This window comes from Bradyrhizobium jicamae (assembly GCF_018130695.1).
Lineage (GTDB): Bacteria > Pseudomonadota > Alphaproteobacteria > Rhizobiales > Xanthobacteraceae > Bradyrhizobium > Bradyrhizobium jicamae_B.
Genome location: NZ_JAFCJX010000037.1, coordinates 15,690 through 31,274 on the forward strand (window position 1 = coordinate 15,690; position 15,585 = coordinate 31,274).

Genomic DNA, 15,585 nt, shown 5'->3' on the forward strand with positions numbered 1-15,585 from the left:
GAGCTACCACCACGTCGGACGGGGGAAATGTAGGGTAAGGAAACCCAGGCGGGGCGGGCGCCCGCAGGGGTCACGTTACAGGCCGCAAGCGCCCCTGACCAGGCCGGCCCCCTCGGCAATCTTGACGGCGCCTTGCGCGGTGGCGCCGCACGCGCCGAGGAAGAGGCCAACCGCTTCAAGCGATCTTGCTTCGGCCTGCGCCTTGGCACAGTCCATCCCGCCCGTGACGGCTTCGAGCGTGGCACCGTCGAGTTCACGAACTTCGCTGTTCATGTTCTATTTCCCCTGTGTGTGATGAGGACGATTCCCCGATCAATGCGGGAGGGGTGTATGTCGTTTGGCGCGGTTCGACTGTGCTCGGCGTCACACCGGACTCCGCGATCTCTGTGAACCGCTTCACAGCGAGTAGGGCGGGTTAGCGGCGCGTAACCCGCCGCTGGGTCGCGCCGCGAACGAGATGGCGGATTACGCTATCCGCCTTCGCTCGCCGAGCTACGGCGAGACGAGCCGCTAATCCGCCCTACGCTTGCTCAATCATTCGGTCCAATATCGCTCAGCAGCCACTGATCGCCGGTCTTGCTGAAGACATACATCGTGTCGCTGCATGTGGCGGCGTAGTAGGGCTTGCCATCCGCATCCTTGTCGGCGACCGGCTTCGCTTTGGCGAGGCACTTGCGGTCTGTCGGCGGCAGAACCTCCTTCCAGCGGTTAGCGAAGTTTGCGGCTGTGACGTCGGTTTTGCCGAGCGGTTGCGGGAATTTGACCATGTCCGCCGTGGCCTTCGCGTCACCCTTATCCATGGCGGCACTGAATTTGGCCCAGAACGCCTTGAAGCCGTCATCAGCGCCAAAAGCCGGGCCGGCGAACGACAGCGAAAGAAGAATGGCAAATCCAGTCAATTTCTGACGCATCAGATGCATTTGAACCTCCAAACCACATTAGTGGGATCATCATGGGGGGCGGTTCAACGCGCCGCCGAGATTATCGTGCAGGAGCGCGGCAACGAACTCATCATCAAACGCCTTCCAGATACGCTCGACCTCATGATCTCTGCGCTCTGTCAAATCAGATTTGATCGATGGCTTGAGGGCAGACACAGACCAGGCACGACGGTGACAGTGCACTCAATTCACCGTCGGGCGCTGCGCGACTTTGTTGCCGGCTTTCCGGAATCAAGTGCAGTCCAGCACTGTCACCGTAACCGCGGATTACCTCCGCGGTTAATCCGCCTTGCGCTCGCTAGATAAATCGTGGACGCGACGTTGCTCGCTGCTTCGGAGATTCACGCTTGTCAAAGACTGCGCCATCGCGTGCAGCCTCAAGCCATGAAAGAACCTTTCGACTCTCTGTCGGTCGGAGTAGTTGGCATATCTCATCCCACTTAACACTCATTGGAGTGGGTGCGTACTCTTGTTCGTCGATAATGGAACGGGGGGCCCTTAGGGAAATGCGGAAGAGTTCCGCTAGATCTGCGTTGAATGCTCGCTTGTTATGGTCGATCGCCGTTGCTTCAAGCAAGAAGACGAGAAAGTCCTCGACATCTCCACCAATCTCGAATTTTGGAAAGGGATGCCTGACAGTGTTAGCTAGCTTGTCCAAATTGATATTACGAAACACGCCGCCATAGAGTTCTGTCATCGCTGAGCTTCTCATGCTCGGCTTCTCAAGTGCGGTCTTCAACAATAACTGAACTACTATCGCTGTCGAAGTCGGATCGTTCGGTCTCATCAACTGAGCGCTTCGACGAAATGCCAAGTTGGGTGAATTTTCGAGTAAGACCAGAAATTCGACGGCGAACGACCAGAAAACATCTCTCTTAGTTTGAGATTTGAAAAATTCCACGTTGGCTTGAACTGTGCGAGACTCGCTCAACGACGCGATAAAGTACCAAGGAATATCCCCTGAATACGTACGTAGATCCGAATATAGCTTCGAAAGTCCGTCGCGCTTTTTGTAACTTTCAACGAAGCCCTTTATCTCGACATCGAATGATTTTGCCAGAAGGCCGATTTCGTCGGCGCTCAGGTCTCGTTCGACCACGTATTCGGCGACAAGAAACTCTGTAAATGACAGGTGCGGAAAGTAGAAGGTGCCAGCATCTTTTTCGGTCAGTAGTGACCCAATTGATTTTTCTTCGACGATCGAACCGACGAGTAACTCACGCAGTTGACCGACTGCATCCCCGTCGCCGGCAACGTATCGGTTTGCGAGCGACAGCGGAATGTCGTTGACGGTGAAGGTGCGCGTCCGCCTTACCGCCCAGAGCCACCAAGCAAGATCTTGCATAAAGCGTCTGCGCAAGCTTCGAGAAGTCTTGCGGCGCTCATGTTTCTCTTCTTCTCGCGTAAAACAATCCTCGATGAACATCTCATAGAGATCGTACTTTGATACCGACTCGAGCGAATTCTTTGGATTGAGCAGTATTTGCGCAAGCATGCGGGCTTGCACTGGTCTTTTGATTAGGTCGTTCAATTTTAGCTTTGAGACTTGTTCCAAGCGGGAGCTAATGAATTCTCGCTTGTCGTCTTCAACGTAATAGCAGTCGATGTATTTGCTGAGAAATTCGCGATACTCGGGCTCGGAGAAAAAATCTAAGCGCAATTCATCAAAATCGGAGGCCATGTTGTCGGAGATTTCGAGGTCGGCAATGGTGCGTGTTCCCTTTATCAGTATGTTGTGCTCCTCGCCGGATACAATTGCGTCCGGCCTGCCCAACAGCAGGACCCGGGAGTTTGGAAGGCAAAGCTTTCGGATTTCCTTCGATATGGCAATGAATTCAGAGCGCGTCATCGCGTGCTTCATTTCATCGAAGCCGTCGAGGATTATTACGAAGCGGCCAGCTTCATGGAGATTCCAAAATGTGTTGAAGTTGTAGCCGTGTACTCCGTTGTCCTTTGTCAGGATATTTGCAAAGAGACCATCAAGACGCGGTGCCGTATAAAAATCGCCAAGAGGAATAAGGATGGGAATTCTGCCGGCGGCGTCGCTCAGAAAATCTGCAGCCAATTGGGACGCAAGAAAGGAAGCGTAACTTGTCTTTCCCATTCCGTAGCCAGCCCAGATTGCGATCGGTTTGACAGGTGATGATGCTAGCCAAACTAGGATCGCAGAGTGGAGAAGTGAGGCCGAGTTCTCCAGTCGAGATGGGATGTAGTATTTGGAGAGAGAGTCGTTTGTGAATCGATCGCGGAGGTGAGTCGCATACAGCGAGAAATCGATAATGTCTTGTTCTAGTTCTTTAATGTGAAATATCTCAATTCCGTCAAATCCATCAACGTGCTCTTGAACGGTCGGGGCGGCTGGGTTGGGGGTGACGATCCAGAGCTCATCGATTTCCTTTTGGTCGAAGAGGGGTTTGTAGTCGAAGTAGATTTCCCTCACGGCTTGACGATCTACGCCGTGCTTCCAATCTTTGCATTCGACAGCGATCGTTCGATACTTTCTGGGAGTCCATTGTTTTTCAAAGATGAGATCGACGTTCTTGCCGCAAATGTGCTGCTGCTCGCGAACATTCTTGTATCCCGTCGAGGATTTCAGTAGCTGCGCGACGCGCGCTTCAAAATCAGCGCCTTTCTTTTCCACCATAGCGTTCTCCGAGGGTTGCAGAACGGTATGTCAGCATCAACGGGTTGTAAACGAAATAGAGGGGGCGGCCCTTTGGCCGCCCCCTCTGACCGAACAAATACTAGTGTGGCGATTTCTGCCTATCGTCTCACGAACACCCCGTCGTGCTTCCGCAAGTATCGCACTTCATGCACGTCCCATTCCGCACCAGCGTGAAGTTGCCGCACTCCGAGCACATCTCGCCTTCGTAGCCCTTGGCCTTCGCTTCGGCGCGGCGCTCGGCCTTGCTCGGGGCGACGGCGGCGGCTGCACCCGGCTTGCTCCATTGCAGGGCCTCGAGCCGCTCCGTCGGAGACAGGTCGTGGCTGGCTTCCTGCTTCAGGGCCACCGCACCGTCGATGGTGTCGGAGAGGGCGCGACCGGTGGCGCCGTGCGACGACAGTGCGGTGACGCGGGAGCCGCCTGAGGGGGCCGAGTCGTTGCCGCCGCTGATCGCGGCCGAGCCGCCGCGCATCACGACGAGGTTGTCGGTCCGGGAGCGGGTGAGGCCCTTCGACAGGTACTTGGTCGCCTGGTGGGTCGGGGCCTCATCCGGCTCCTTGCCTTCCTCGACGCCCTTGCCGAGCGCGTCGAAGCCCGACTCGTTCGGATCGACGTGCGCGAGATCGAAGCGGCTCATGTAGCTGACCGCGAGCTCGCGGAAGACATAGTCGAGGATCGAGGTCGCGTACTTGATGCTGTCGTTGCCCTGCACGGGGCCCGCCGGCTCGAAGCGGGTGAAGGTGAAGGCGTCGACATACTCCTCCAGCGGCACGCCGTATTGCAGACCGAGGGAGACCGCGATCGCAAAATTGTTGATGAAGGAGCGGAGTGCGGCGCCTTCCTTGTGCATGTCGATGAAGATCTCGCCGAGACGGCCGTCGTCATATTCGCCGGTCCGCAGATAGACCTTGTGGCCGCCGACGACCGCCTTCTGGGTGTAACCCTTGCGGCGATCGGGCATCTTCTCGCGCTCGCGCATCACGACGATGCGCTCGACCAGCTTCTCGACGATCTTCTCGGAGACCTGCGCTGCACGCGCGGCCATCGGCTTCTCGTAGAGCGCCTCGACCGCATCGTCCTCGTCCTCGTCATCGCTGATGAGCTGCGAGTTGAGCGGCTGCGACAGCTTCGAACCATCGCGATAGAGCGCGTTGGCCTTCAGCGCGAGCTTCCACGACAAGAGGTAGGCGGACTTGCAGTCCTCCACCGTGGCGTCGTTCGGCATGTTGATGGTCTTGGAGATCGCGCCCGAGATGAACGGCTGCGAGGCCGCCATCATGCGGATGTGGCTCTCGACCGACAGGTAACGCTTGCCGATCTTGCCGCAGGGGTTGGCGCAGTCGAACACCGGATAGTGCTCGGCCTTCAGATGCGGCGCGCCTTCCACCGTCATCGCGCCGCAGATGTGCACGTTGGCGGCTTCGATCTCGCGCTTGGTGAAGCCCACGGCCTGCAGCAGGTCGAAGCCGGGGGCTGCGATCGCTTCGGCGCCGATGCCGAGCTGGTCGCGGATGAAGTCCTCGCCAAAGGTCCACTTGTTGAAGGCGAACTTGATGTCGAACGCAGTCGGCAGCGCCTTTTCCACCTTGGCAATGGCTTCATCGGTGAAGCCCTTGGTCTTCAGCGTCGAGGCGTTGATGCCGGGCGCATTCGACAGCGAGCCGTGGCCGACGGCGTAGGCCTCGATCTCCGCGATCTCGCTCTCGCGATAGCCGAGCGCGCGCAGCGCTTCCGGCACCGCCTGGTTGATGATCTTGAAGTAGCCGCCGCCGGCGAGCTTCTTGAACTTCACCAGCGCGAAGTCGGGCTCGATGCCGGTGGTGTCGCAATCCATGACGAGGCCGATGGTGCCGGTCGGCGCCACGACGGTGGTCTGCGCATTGCGGAAACCGTTGGTCTCGCCGAGCGCGAGCGCGTCATCCCAGGCGTGCCTGGCGCGGGTGACGAGATCTGCTTGCGGGCAGGAGGCGTGATCGAGCGGCACCGGGTTGACGCTGAGCGATTCATAACCGGCCGCGTTGCCGTGGGCGGCGCGGCGGTGGTTGCGGATCACGCGCAGCATGTGGGCGGCGTTCTTCTTGTAGCCGGGGAAGGTGCCGAGCTCGGCCGCCATCTCGGCCGAGGTCTTGTAGGCGACGCCGGTCATGACTGCGGTGAGTGCGCCGCAGAGTGCGCGGCCTTCCTTCGAGTCATAGGGCAGGCCCATGGTCATCAGCAGGCCGCCGATGTTCGCGAAGCCGAGGCCGAGCGTGCGGAACTCGTAGGAGAGCTCGGCGATCGCCTTCGACGGGAACTGCGCCATCATGACGGAGATTTCCAGCACGATGGTCCACAGACGACACAGATGCTCGTAGGACTCGACGTCGAAACGCTTCGCCGTCGTCGAGTAGAACGTCAGCAGGTTCGCGGAGGCGAGGTTGCACGCCGTGTCGTCCAGGAACATGTATTCCGAGCACGGATTGGACGCGCGGATGTCGCCGGACGCCTTGCAGGTGTGCCAGTCGTTCATCGTGGTGTTGAAGTGCAGGCCGGGATCGGCCGAGGCCCAGGCGGCGTAACCAATTTTTTCCCAGAGGTCGCGCGCCTTCAGCGTCTTCGTCACCTTCTTCGAGGTGCGGGCGTTCAGATTCCAGTCGCCGTCGGTCTCGACCGCGCGGAGGAAGTCGTCCTTCAGCGATACCGAGTTGTTGGAGTTCTGGCCGGAGACGGTCAGATAAGCCTCCGAATCCCAGTCGGTGTCGTAGATGTCGAAGGTGATGTCCTTGTAGCCCTGCTTGGCAAACTGGATCACGCGCTTGATGTAGTTGTCAGGCACGAGGTTGCGGCGCGCGAGCTTGATCTCGCGGCGCAGGGCAGGGTTCTTCTCGGGATCGAAGCAATCATCGCCTGAACCTTCACAGTTCACGCAGGCCTTCATCACGGCCTTCAGGTGCTTCTGGTTGATCTTGGAGCCGGTGACGAGGGCTGCGACCTTCTGCTCCTCCTTCACCTTCCAGTCGATATAGGTCTCGATATCCGGATGGTCGGCATCGACCACGACCATCTTGGCCGCGCGGCGCGTGGTGCCGCCCGACTTGATCGCGCCCGCCGCACGGTCGCCGATCTTGAGGAAGCTCATCAGGCCGGACGAGCGGCCGCCGCCGCTGAGCTTCTCGCCTTCGCCGCGCAGGCTGGAGAAGTTGGAGCCGGTGCCGGAGCCATACTTGAACAGGCGCGCCTCGCGCACCCAGAGGTCCATGATGCCGCCCTCGTTGACGAGGTCGTCACCGACGCCCTGGATGAAGCAGGCATGCGGCTGCGGATGCTCATAGGCCGACTTGGATTTCGTCAGCTTGCCGGTCTTCCAGTCGACGTAATAGTGGCCCTGGCCGGGGCCATCGACGCCGTAGGCCCAGTGCAAACCGGTGTTGAACCACTGCGGCGAGTTCGGCGCGACCATCTGCTTTGCCAGCTGGAAGCGGATCTCGTCGAAGAAGGCGAGGGCGTCTTCTTCAGATGAGAAGTAGCCGCCCTTCCAGCCCCAATAGGTCCAGCAGCCGGCGAGGCGGTCGAACACCTGCTTCGCCGACGTCTCGCCGACGATGCGCTCGTTCTCAGGCAGCGTCGCAAGAGCATCCGTGTCGGGCACCGAGCGCCACAGCCAGGACGGCACGGTCTCTTCCTCGACCTTCTTCAGCTTCGCGGCGACGCCCGCTTTCCGGAAATACTTCTGCGCCAGCACGTCGCTCGCGACCTGCGACCAGAATTCGGGGACCTCGACATTCTCCGCACGGAACACGACGGAGCCATCGGGATTGCGGATCTCCGATGTCGTCAAACGGAAATTGATCCCGGCATAGGGTGACTGTCCGCTCGTGGTATTGCGCCGATCGATTCTCATATTCTGGCCCCGTCTTCTTCCTGCCCGGTCCACATTGTCAGTGGTTGCCGGATGTTATTCCTCACGCGGATGCTGGCACACGCCGTCCCGTCATCCGCAGCTCAGCCGGTGGTTCCGGCCTGTTCTCTCTCAACGCCCCATTCGTCTACGCGAACGCATCACTTCGGACCGGTTCCCGGCCTCTCGTTTGTTGGCCTCTTCGGCCCGTTTTTGGCGCCCCGGAAAGTCCTGGAAACAGGGCAGACAAGCCCGTCACCCGCGGCCATCTAGGCCTGGCGGAGTGGCTGTTTCGGACCCTTTTGGGAGCGACCGGCGGGGACCCAAAACACACTCGCGCCGAACAGGATGAAAGCTAGGCCAAGTCCGTTGCGCACGTCAAGGACTAGTACGAGTTCCTGAATCAAACACTAAATATGGTGGAAAGGAGGGGATAACAGGGGTCGGTGCCGCGCCTGTGATCGACCCAAGTATCAGTGAGTCCTCAGGGATTCCCAAGCACAAAAAATTTCATCCGACCTGTGGATGGGCGCCCAGCCCCGCTGTTCACAGCCGGACGATATTTTCGCGGCTACGGATTGCTTTTGCAGGACTCACGTAGGCCTACGGGGAATGTTAGGGATCAGGCATGTCAGGCGCGTGATGGTGGAGGGGCGGAATCGCGGGCAAGGTGACCGCCTGATTCCTTAACGCCCATTGCCGGGTCTCATGACAGATTCGAAGCCGCACGCGCGGGCGCGCCTGGCGCCGGCCGGCCTGATGTTCCTCGCTATCACCTCGGTCGGCTGGGGCTTCAACTGGCCGGTGACGAAATTCCTGCTCGGCGAGCTGCCGCCGCTGACCTTGCGCGGCACCACCGGCGTGATCGGTGCCGCGCTGCTCGCGGTGCTGGCGCTGATCCGCTCGCAGAGCCTGCATGTGGAAGCGCGGCTGTGGCCGCGGCTGGTGCTCTATGCCGCGCTCAATGTCAGCGGCTGGATGGTGCTGATGGGCCTGGCGCTGCTCTGGCTGCCGGCGAGCGAGGCCGCGCTGATCGCCTACACCATGCCGGTCTGGGCTTCGCTGCTGGCCTGGCCCGTGCTCGGCGAGCGGCCGACGCTGCTGCGCTCGCTCGCGCTGGTGATGGCCTTTGCGGGGCTGGCCGCGATCATGGGCGGCAACGGCATCTCCGCCAGCGAAGCCAAGCTGCCAGGGATCATCATGGCGTTGTGCGGTTCGTTCGGCTTTGCGCTCGGCACCGTGCTCGCCAAGAAATACCCGGTCGCGCTGCCGCCGATCCCGGCCGCGGCCTGGCAGATCGGCCTCGGCTGCCTGCCGGTCGCCATCGTTGGGCTCGCGATCGAGACCACGCATCTCGACCGCGTCACTACGATCGGCTGGTGGCTCCTGGTCTATTCCACCGTGATCCAGTTCTGCATCGCCTATGTCTCCTGGTTTGCCGCGCTCGCGCGCCTGCCGGCGTCGGTCGCGGCGATCGGCACCATGGCGGTGCCGGTGATCGGCGTCGTGGCATCGGCGATCGCGCTGCACGAGCCGCTCGGCACGACGCAGATCATCGCGCTGGTCTTCACGCTGGCAGGCGTGGTGCTGGCGACCAGATCCTGACGCATCGTGCCGCGCCGCACCATGCCGGCTTTCGCAAATCAGCGCGCGCGCCGCCCGTGTCGTGCTATGCCTTTGGGGTCCGCCGACCCGAAGAGGCATGCGCCATGGCATCCAAGCACGTCTTCAGCCGCGAGCAGACGCACGGCGTCCTCCAGCAGTTTCATGCGGAGATCTCCGCCTCCAGCCACGGCCTCGGCTGGTCGTCGGCCTACGCCTCGCTGCAGCGGGAGCGCCCGTTCATGGGCCGCTTCGGCACCATCTCCGATTATCTGATGGTGATGCATCGCTCCGGCCCCGTCGACGTCACGTTCAGGATGGACGGCCGCACGGTGGCGCGGCACATCCCGCGCGGCGGGATCTTCTTCTTACCCTCAGGCCATGAATGCGACGTCTCGCTGCATGCACCGCTCGACACCATCCATGTCTATCTGCGCTCGGAGCTGTTTGCCGAGGAAGCCTGCCGCCGCGATTTGCCGCCGATGTTCGGCGACCAGGATCCGATCCTGCAGCATCTCGCCGGCGCGCTGGAGCAGGCGCTGCATGACGAGGAGCCGGAATCCTCGCTGTTCGTCGATCCCATCGCGCAGGCCATGGCGCGCCGCTTCCTGGTGATGGACGGGCAGGGCGCGCGCGGCGCCGAGCGCAACCATCGCCTGTCGCAGCCGCAACTGCGTCGCGTGCGCGATTTCGTCGAGGCCAATATCGAGACTGACATCCGCCTCGACGCGATGGCGCGTGCCAGCGGCCTCGGCACCAAGACGTTTTTGCGCGCCTTCAAGGCCTCCGTCGGCACCTCGCCATATCAGTATGTGATCGCCGTCCGCGTCGAGCGCGCCAAGCAGCTGCTGGAGAGCGAGCCGCTCGGCCTTGCCGAGATCGCCCTCCGCTGCGGCTTTGCGCATCAGGAGCATCTGACGCGGATGTTCCGCCGCGTCGTCGGGCAGCCGCCGGGCAAGTTCAGGCGGCTGGCTAACTAAGCCTCGACCTCATCCTCAACCTCGATCTGAAGAATAGTCTCCGACAGCAGCGCAGCCGCCTTCTGCAGCGGAGCGATGAACCGGTCCAGCTCGGCAAAACTCACGCGTGCGACCGGGACTGAGACGCCGAGGCAGGCGATCAGCTCGCGATCCGGCGAGAGGATGGGCACGGCGCAACCGACGACGCCCTTCACATATTCTTCGTTGGTTTTGGCCCAGCCGCGTTGCCTTGTGTCGTCCAGCACCTTCATCAGGGCGTGGACGTCCGCGATCGTGTTGTCGGTGAATTTCGTCAGCGGCAATGCGCGGCAAAGCTTGGCGCGGGCGCGCTCGGGCAATCGGCTCATGTAGATCTTGCCGGTGGACGTACAGTGCAGCGGCGCGGCCTCGCCTGGATTGAATTGCAAGCCTTGCGGCTCGGAGACGCGGACGCTGTCGACGTAGGCAACGACATTGTCGCGGACGACGCCGATCTCGCATTGCTCGCCGATTTCGCCGGCGACCGCGCGAAGCACCGCGTGCCGCCGCGCCGTGCGAAACGCCGCCCCGATCACCGAGGCGGAGAGCGTGACGAGCTGATTGCCGACGACGTATCGCTTGGTGCCGAGCGCTTTCTGCAGCAGCCCGCGCTCGTCGAGATTGCCGATCAGCCTGTGCGCCGTCGGCAGCGGCAGCGAAAGCGCTTTTGCAATTTCTGCCACCGAGACGGCTTTGCGCTGGTCGGCAACATGGCGAACGATCGCGAATGCGCGATCCAGGGGGCCGTCTTTTCCCGCGTTCTTCATCTGTCCCGACTTCCTGAAATGGCAGAGAAATCAAAGCTAAGGCCAATTCATATCAATTTTCGGAATAAAAACTACCAGAATATGAAAATTATGCTGGCCGAAATCGCGCGAGCTCATATTCTTGGCATCGTCGGTGAGCGACCAAAAAGCGTGCAAGCGCAGGCCTCACCGTCCCGAAAATTCTCGCTCCGCGGCTTGGCCGAGCGCCCGGGCCTGACGGTGCGCTCAACAGGAGAGGTGCATGTCTCGTCACTACGACGTGGACGCGGTGAGGAAGGAATTCCCGGCCGTCGAACGGATGGTTTATCTCGACGCGGGGTTTCAGACGCCGCTCGCGCGCCCGGTGAAGGCTGCGATCGAGCAGTTCCTCCGCGAAGGTTTCGAGACCGCCGGGCCGAAGAGCGTCTGGCTCGATCGCGTCGAGCAGACGCGCGCGAAGGTCGCGCGTTTCCTCGGCGTGACCGCGGACGAGATCGCCTTCACCAAAAACACCTCGGAGAGCATGAACATTGCGGCCAACGCGCTGCCGCTGCGGGACGGCGACAACGTCCTGATGATCCACGGCGATCATCCCAACAACGCCTACGCCTTCCTGAACCTGCAGAGGCGCGGCGTCGAGGTGCGCTTCATCCCGATGACTGAGGTGGTCAATGCCGAAAGCTTTCGTCCGCTCATCGACGAGAGAACGCGGGCGATCTCGATGTCGCACGTGACCTTCCACGCCGGTCACCGCTTCGACATCGCAAGCGTCGGTGCATTGTGCGCCGAGACAAAGCTCTATTTCGTCGTCGACGTGATGCAGGCGATCGGCGTGGTGCCGATCGACGCCAGGGCTGTCGGTGCGAGCTTCGTCGGCTCCGGAAGCCACAAGGGCCTGCTGGTGCCGCAAGGGCTCGGGCTGCTCTATTGGGACAAGTCCCTTAACGAGCTCGAGCCGGCCTATCTGGCGGCGGCGAGCCTTGCGGACATTCCCGGCGATCTCATCGCGCGCCCCGACCGGATGGCGCCGTCGCCGACGGCTGGGCGATTTGAGCTCGGCAATTTCAATTTGCCGGCAGTCCATGCGCTCGGCGCGGCGCTCGACATGATCGAGCAGATCGGGGTTGAGAACATCCAGAGCCATTGCTTCGATCTCGGCGATCACCTGATCGCACGCCTCGACGAACTGGGCGTCAGCCTCGTCGGTCCGCGGGACCGGAAGCATCGCGCGCCCCATATCTACGTCATCGGTCTGCCCGCGTCGGACTGGCTCGGCCATTTCGAGGACAACGGCGTGCGCGTGTCGCCGGAACGGGACGGCATCCGGGTGTCGCTCGGCATGTTCAATACCGCTGACGATATCGATCGTCTGATCGATGTCATCAGCAAGCGAGGGCAGGGACGCCCTTCGGTCGCAGCTTGAAGTCAGCATAAGGATGGGAAGGTCAGCACCATGAAGAAGCTTGTTCTGGTACTTGGAATGCTCCCGGGGCTCATGGCGATCGGCGCAGGTCCGTCCGCGGCCGCCGACAGCCCCACGCTGAGCAAGATCAAATCCAGCGGCACGATCACGATCGGCCACCGCGAGGCTTCGATTCCGTTCTCCTATCTCGGACCTGATCAGAAGCCGGTCGGTTTCTCGCTCGATCTCTGCGCCGCCATCGTCGATCGCATCAAGGCGGACCTCGAGCTGCCGAACCTGAAGGTCAACTACACGCCGGTGAACTCGTCGAACCGGATTCCGCTGATCCAGAGCGGGACGGTCGACATCGAATGCGGCGGCACCGCCAACGACAAGAAGCGGCAGGAGCAGGTTTCGTTTTCGGTGGCGACGTTCGTCAGCCAGCCGCGCTGGCTGGTGAAGGCGGATAGCTTGAAGTCGGCCTCCGATCTCAAGGGCAAGACCGTCGTGGTGACCCAGGGCTCCAACGCCGTCGGTTTCGCACAGGCCGTCAACGCCAAGGAGCAGCTCGGCATGAATATCGTGCAGGCCAAGGATCACGCCGAGTCGTTCCTGATGCTCAACACCGGGCGCGCGTCGGCCTTCATGGAAGATGATATTCTGCTGGCGGACTCAAGGCGGCGGCGCCGAACCCGAAGGCGCTGACGTTCCTGCCTGAAGGCTATTCGAAGATCTTCTATGGGCTGATGTTCACGAAGGGTGACACCGGCTTCAAGGCTCTCGTCGACGACGTGCTTTCGAAGCAGATGGCGTCAGGGCAATTCGAAAAGACCTATGCGAAGTGGTTCAACAGTCCGATTCCGCCGAAGGGCGAGAACCTGGCGTTCCCGCTGTCGGACACGCTGAAGGATCGGATCGCGCATCCCAGCGATGCCGTCGACTGATTGGCTGAGCTCGTCCTCGTTCGCACCTGCAACCCTGAGGGCTCGCGATGTTCGGAGTGCTGTTTGAGCAGGCGGCAGACGGCCAGCGCTACATCGACTGGCTGCTGTCAGGCCTCGGCTGGACGCTGGCCTTGGCGTTCTTCGGCTGGTGGATCGCCTTCGGCATCGGCGTCGTGGTCGGCATCGGGCGCACGGTGCACAATCGCGTCTTCTCGATTGCGGCCCGGCTCTATGTCGAGATCTTCCGGAACATCCCCGTGCTGGTGCAGATGTTCCTCTGGTACTTCGTCCTCCCGGAGGTGGTACCGAACGCGCTCGGCAATGCGATCAAGCAGATGCCGCCGCCCTGGGCCTCGTTTGTCCCGGCGCTGCTGTGTCTCGGCCTCTACACCGCGTCCCGGATCGCGGAGCAGGTGAGGGCGGGTATCGAAGCCTTGCCGAAGGGACAGATCGAGGCCGCGAGCGCGCTCGGGCTCGGGAGCTACGCGACCTATCGCTACGTGATCGTCCCGCAGGCGCTGCGCCTGATCGTGCCGAGCCTGACCAGCGAGGTCATGGGCATCTACAAGAACACGTCCGTCGCACTCACCATCGGCCTGATGGAGCTGACGGCGCAGGCGCGCCAGATCAGCGAAGCGACGTTCCAGACGTTCACCGCATTCGGCGCCGCGACGATCATCTATCTCTGTCTGGCGCTGGTGGCGTATCAGGCGATGACGCTGATCGACCGGGCCGTCCGCATTCCCGGAACCACGCCGGCCAAACTGACCGTCGAGCAGGATCTGGCGGCAGATGGGCCGCACGTCGAGAATTTGCCCGGCGCAATGGAGGTCGTGAAATGAACTCGCTCGATTTCTCGATCGTTGCACAAGCCTGGCCCTATCTGTGGTCGGGGCTGCTGTTCTCGCTGTCGCTGACGGCGGCGGCCTTCGCCATCGGCATGGTGCTCGGGACGTGTCTCGCCTTGGTGCAGCATTTCGAGATCCGCGGGCTCGCGCAGATCGTGCGCGGCTATGTGGCGCTGATCCGCTCGATCCCGCTGATCCTGGTGCTGTTCTGGTTCTTCTTCCTGGTGCCGATCGTCCTTGGCCATCTGAGCGGCAGCGGCCGGCCGGTCCCGATCGGCGCCACCGCCACAGCCTTCATCACCTTCGAATTGTTCGAGGCCGCGTACTATTCCGAGATCATCCGCGTTGGGCTCCGCGCCGTGAACAAGGGCCAGTTCGAGGCCAGCCAGGCGCTCGCGCTCTCCACCTATGATACCTACCGCCATATCGTCCTGCCGCAGGTGTTTCGCGTGGCGAGCCCGATCATCCTGAGCCAGACCATCATCCTGTTCCAGGACACCTCGCTCGTCTACGTGCTGTCGCTGACGGACTTGCTGGGGGCTGCGTCGAAGCTCGCACAGCTCAATGGCCGGCTGGTCGAGATGTATCTGTTCGTCGCGGTGGTCTATCTGGCGCTCAGCTCTGCCGCCTCACAATGCGTCGCAATCCTGCGCAAGCGATATGCGGTCGCGGCCGCGCACCGGTGATCTCGAACCGCTTTTGGGAGACGGGCATGCCTCATCAGACGATCAGCAATTCCGGACAGCCTGCCGCCATCGTCGTCGAGAACGTCGTAAAGCGGTACGGTGCCTTTGCCGCGTTGAATGACATCAATCTCGAGGTCGGGAAGGGTGAGAAGATCGTCCTGTGCGGCCCGTCCGGCTCGGGGAAGTCGACGCTGATCCGCTGCATCAATCACATCGAGAGACACGACGGCGGCAGGATCGTTGTCGATGGCGTCGAATTGACCGGCCGCATCGCCGACATCAACAGCGTCCGCTGTGAAGTCGGGATGGTGTTTCAGAGCTTCAATCTGTTTCCGCATTTGACCGTCGCCGAAAATTGCATGCTGGCCCCGATGAAGGTTCGCGGAATCTCGCGCTCCGAGGCGCGCGATCGTGCGCTCAGTCTGCTGCGAAAGGTCCGGATTCAGGACCAGGCGGACAAGTACCCGGCACAACTGTCGGGCGGTCAGCAGCAGCGTGTCGCGATTGCGCGAGCGCTGTGCATGCAGCCGAAGATCATGCTGTTCGACGAGCCGACCTCCGCGCTCGACCCTGAGATGGTCAAGGAGGTGCTCGAGACCATGGTCGGGCTGGCGAGGGACGGGATGACGATGGTTTGCGTCACCCACGAAATGGGCTTTGCACGCGAGGTCGCCGATCGGGTCGTCTTCATGGATCGCGGCAGTATCGTGGAGGAGGCCGCTCCGGAAACGTTTTTCCAGGCTCCGCGGACGGAACGGGCCAGAAGCTTCCTGAACCAGATCATCCATTAACCAGGCTGGCCGGTTGACGCCCGGGCGCTTTGCCGCCATATACGCGCCATGAGCAAGCTTTTCTTCGCTTCGACCACCACCGCGA

Annotated in this window: 11 protein-coding genes and 1 pseudogene; 7 read left to right on the forward strand and 5 right to left on the reverse strand. The window is 61.4% G+C overall.

The genetic code is table 11. The annotated features are described in order from the left end of the window. Window positions 1-75 precede the first annotated feature (75 nt). The 4 genes from JQ604_RS35975 to JQ604_RS35990 form a co-directional block, all read right to left on the reverse strand. Window positions 76-273 (reverse strand): hypothetical protein, encoded by a 198-nt coding sequence (locus JQ604_RS35975; protein ID WP_212365472.1) that lies wholly within the window; start codon window positions 271-273, stop codon window positions 76-78. Between the two features lie 257 nt (window positions 274-530). After that, complete coding sequence (locus JQ604_RS35980; protein WP_212365473.1) at window positions 531-920, reverse strand: hypothetical protein; 390 nt, start codon at window positions 918-920, stop codon at window positions 531-533. A 319-nt stretch (window positions 921-1,239) separates the two neighbouring features. Beyond that, window positions 1,240-3,585, reverse strand: coding sequence for a restriction endonuclease (locus JQ604_RS35985; protein ID WP_212365474.1), 2,346 nt, complete (start codon window positions 3,583-3,585; stop codon window positions 1,240-1,242). Window positions 3,586-3,712: 127 nt separating this feature from the next. Next, window positions 3,713-7,486, reverse strand: a complete 3,774-nt coding sequence (locus JQ604_RS35990) for a vitamin B12-dependent ribonucleotide reductase (protein WP_212365475.1) — start codon at window positions 7,484-7,486, stop codon at window positions 3,713-3,715. A 705-nt stretch (window positions 7,487-8,191) separates the two neighbouring features. Here JQ604_RS35990 and JQ604_RS35995 point away from each other — a divergent pair. Both JQ604_RS35995 and JQ604_RS36000 read left to right on the forward strand, forming a co-directional pair. Continuing rightward, entirely contained in the window at window positions 8,192-9,088 is an 897-nt protein-coding gene (locus tag JQ604_RS35995; protein WP_212365476.1) for a DMT family transporter, read from the forward strand. Between the two features lie 104 nt (window positions 9,089-9,192). Then, the gene (locus JQ604_RS36000) at window positions 9,193-10,065 is read left to right on the forward strand and encodes a helix-turn-helix domain-containing protein (RefSeq protein ID WP_212365477.1); all 873 of its coding nucleotides are present in this window, start codon (window positions 9,193-9,195) and stop codon (window positions 10,063-10,065) included. On the opposite strand, the gene JQ604_RS36005 is transcribed toward JQ604_RS36000, so the two are convergent. Continuing rightward, window positions 10,062-10,850, reverse strand: coding sequence for an IclR family transcriptional regulator (locus JQ604_RS36005; RefSeq protein ID WP_212365478.1), 789 nt, complete (start codon window positions 10,848-10,850; stop codon window positions 10,062-10,064). The genes JQ604_RS36000 and JQ604_RS36005 overlap by 4 nt on opposite strands. 241 nt (window positions 10,851-11,091) lie before the next feature. Between JQ604_RS36005 and JQ604_RS36010 the strand changes: the two genes are divergently transcribed. From JQ604_RS36010 to JQ604_RS36030, 5 genes and pseudogenes are all read left to right on the forward strand, one after another. After that, window positions 11,092-12,252, forward strand: a complete 1,161-nt coding sequence (locus JQ604_RS36010; protein ID WP_212365479.1) for an aminotransferase class V-fold PLP-dependent enzyme — start codon at window positions 11,092-11,094, stop codon at window positions 12,250-12,252. Window positions 12,253-12,282: 30 nt separating this feature from the next. Then, window positions 12,283-13,175 (forward strand): annotated as a pseudogene (locus JQ604_RS36015) (amino acid ABC transporter substrate-binding protein). Window positions 13,176-13,222: 47 nt separating this feature from the next. Next, complete coding sequence (locus JQ604_RS36020; protein WP_212365480.1) at window positions 13,223-14,017, forward strand: amino acid ABC transporter permease; 795 nt, start codon at window positions 13,223-13,225, stop codon at window positions 14,015-14,017. Beyond that, window positions 14,014-14,709: an amino acid ABC transporter permease gene (locus tag JQ604_RS36025; RefSeq protein WP_212365481.1), complete on the forward strand. Its 696-nt coding sequence runs from the start codon at window positions 14,014-14,016 to the stop codon at window positions 14,707-14,709. The genes JQ604_RS36020 and JQ604_RS36025 overlap by 4 nt, the downstream gene beginning before the upstream one ends. A gap of 26 nt (window positions 14,710-14,735) precedes the next feature. Further along, window positions 14,736-15,500, forward strand: coding sequence for an amino acid ABC transporter ATP-binding protein (locus JQ604_RS36030; RefSeq protein WP_212365482.1), 765 nt, complete (start codon window positions 14,736-14,738; stop codon window positions 15,498-15,500). Window positions 15,501-15,585: the final 85 nt, after the last annotated feature.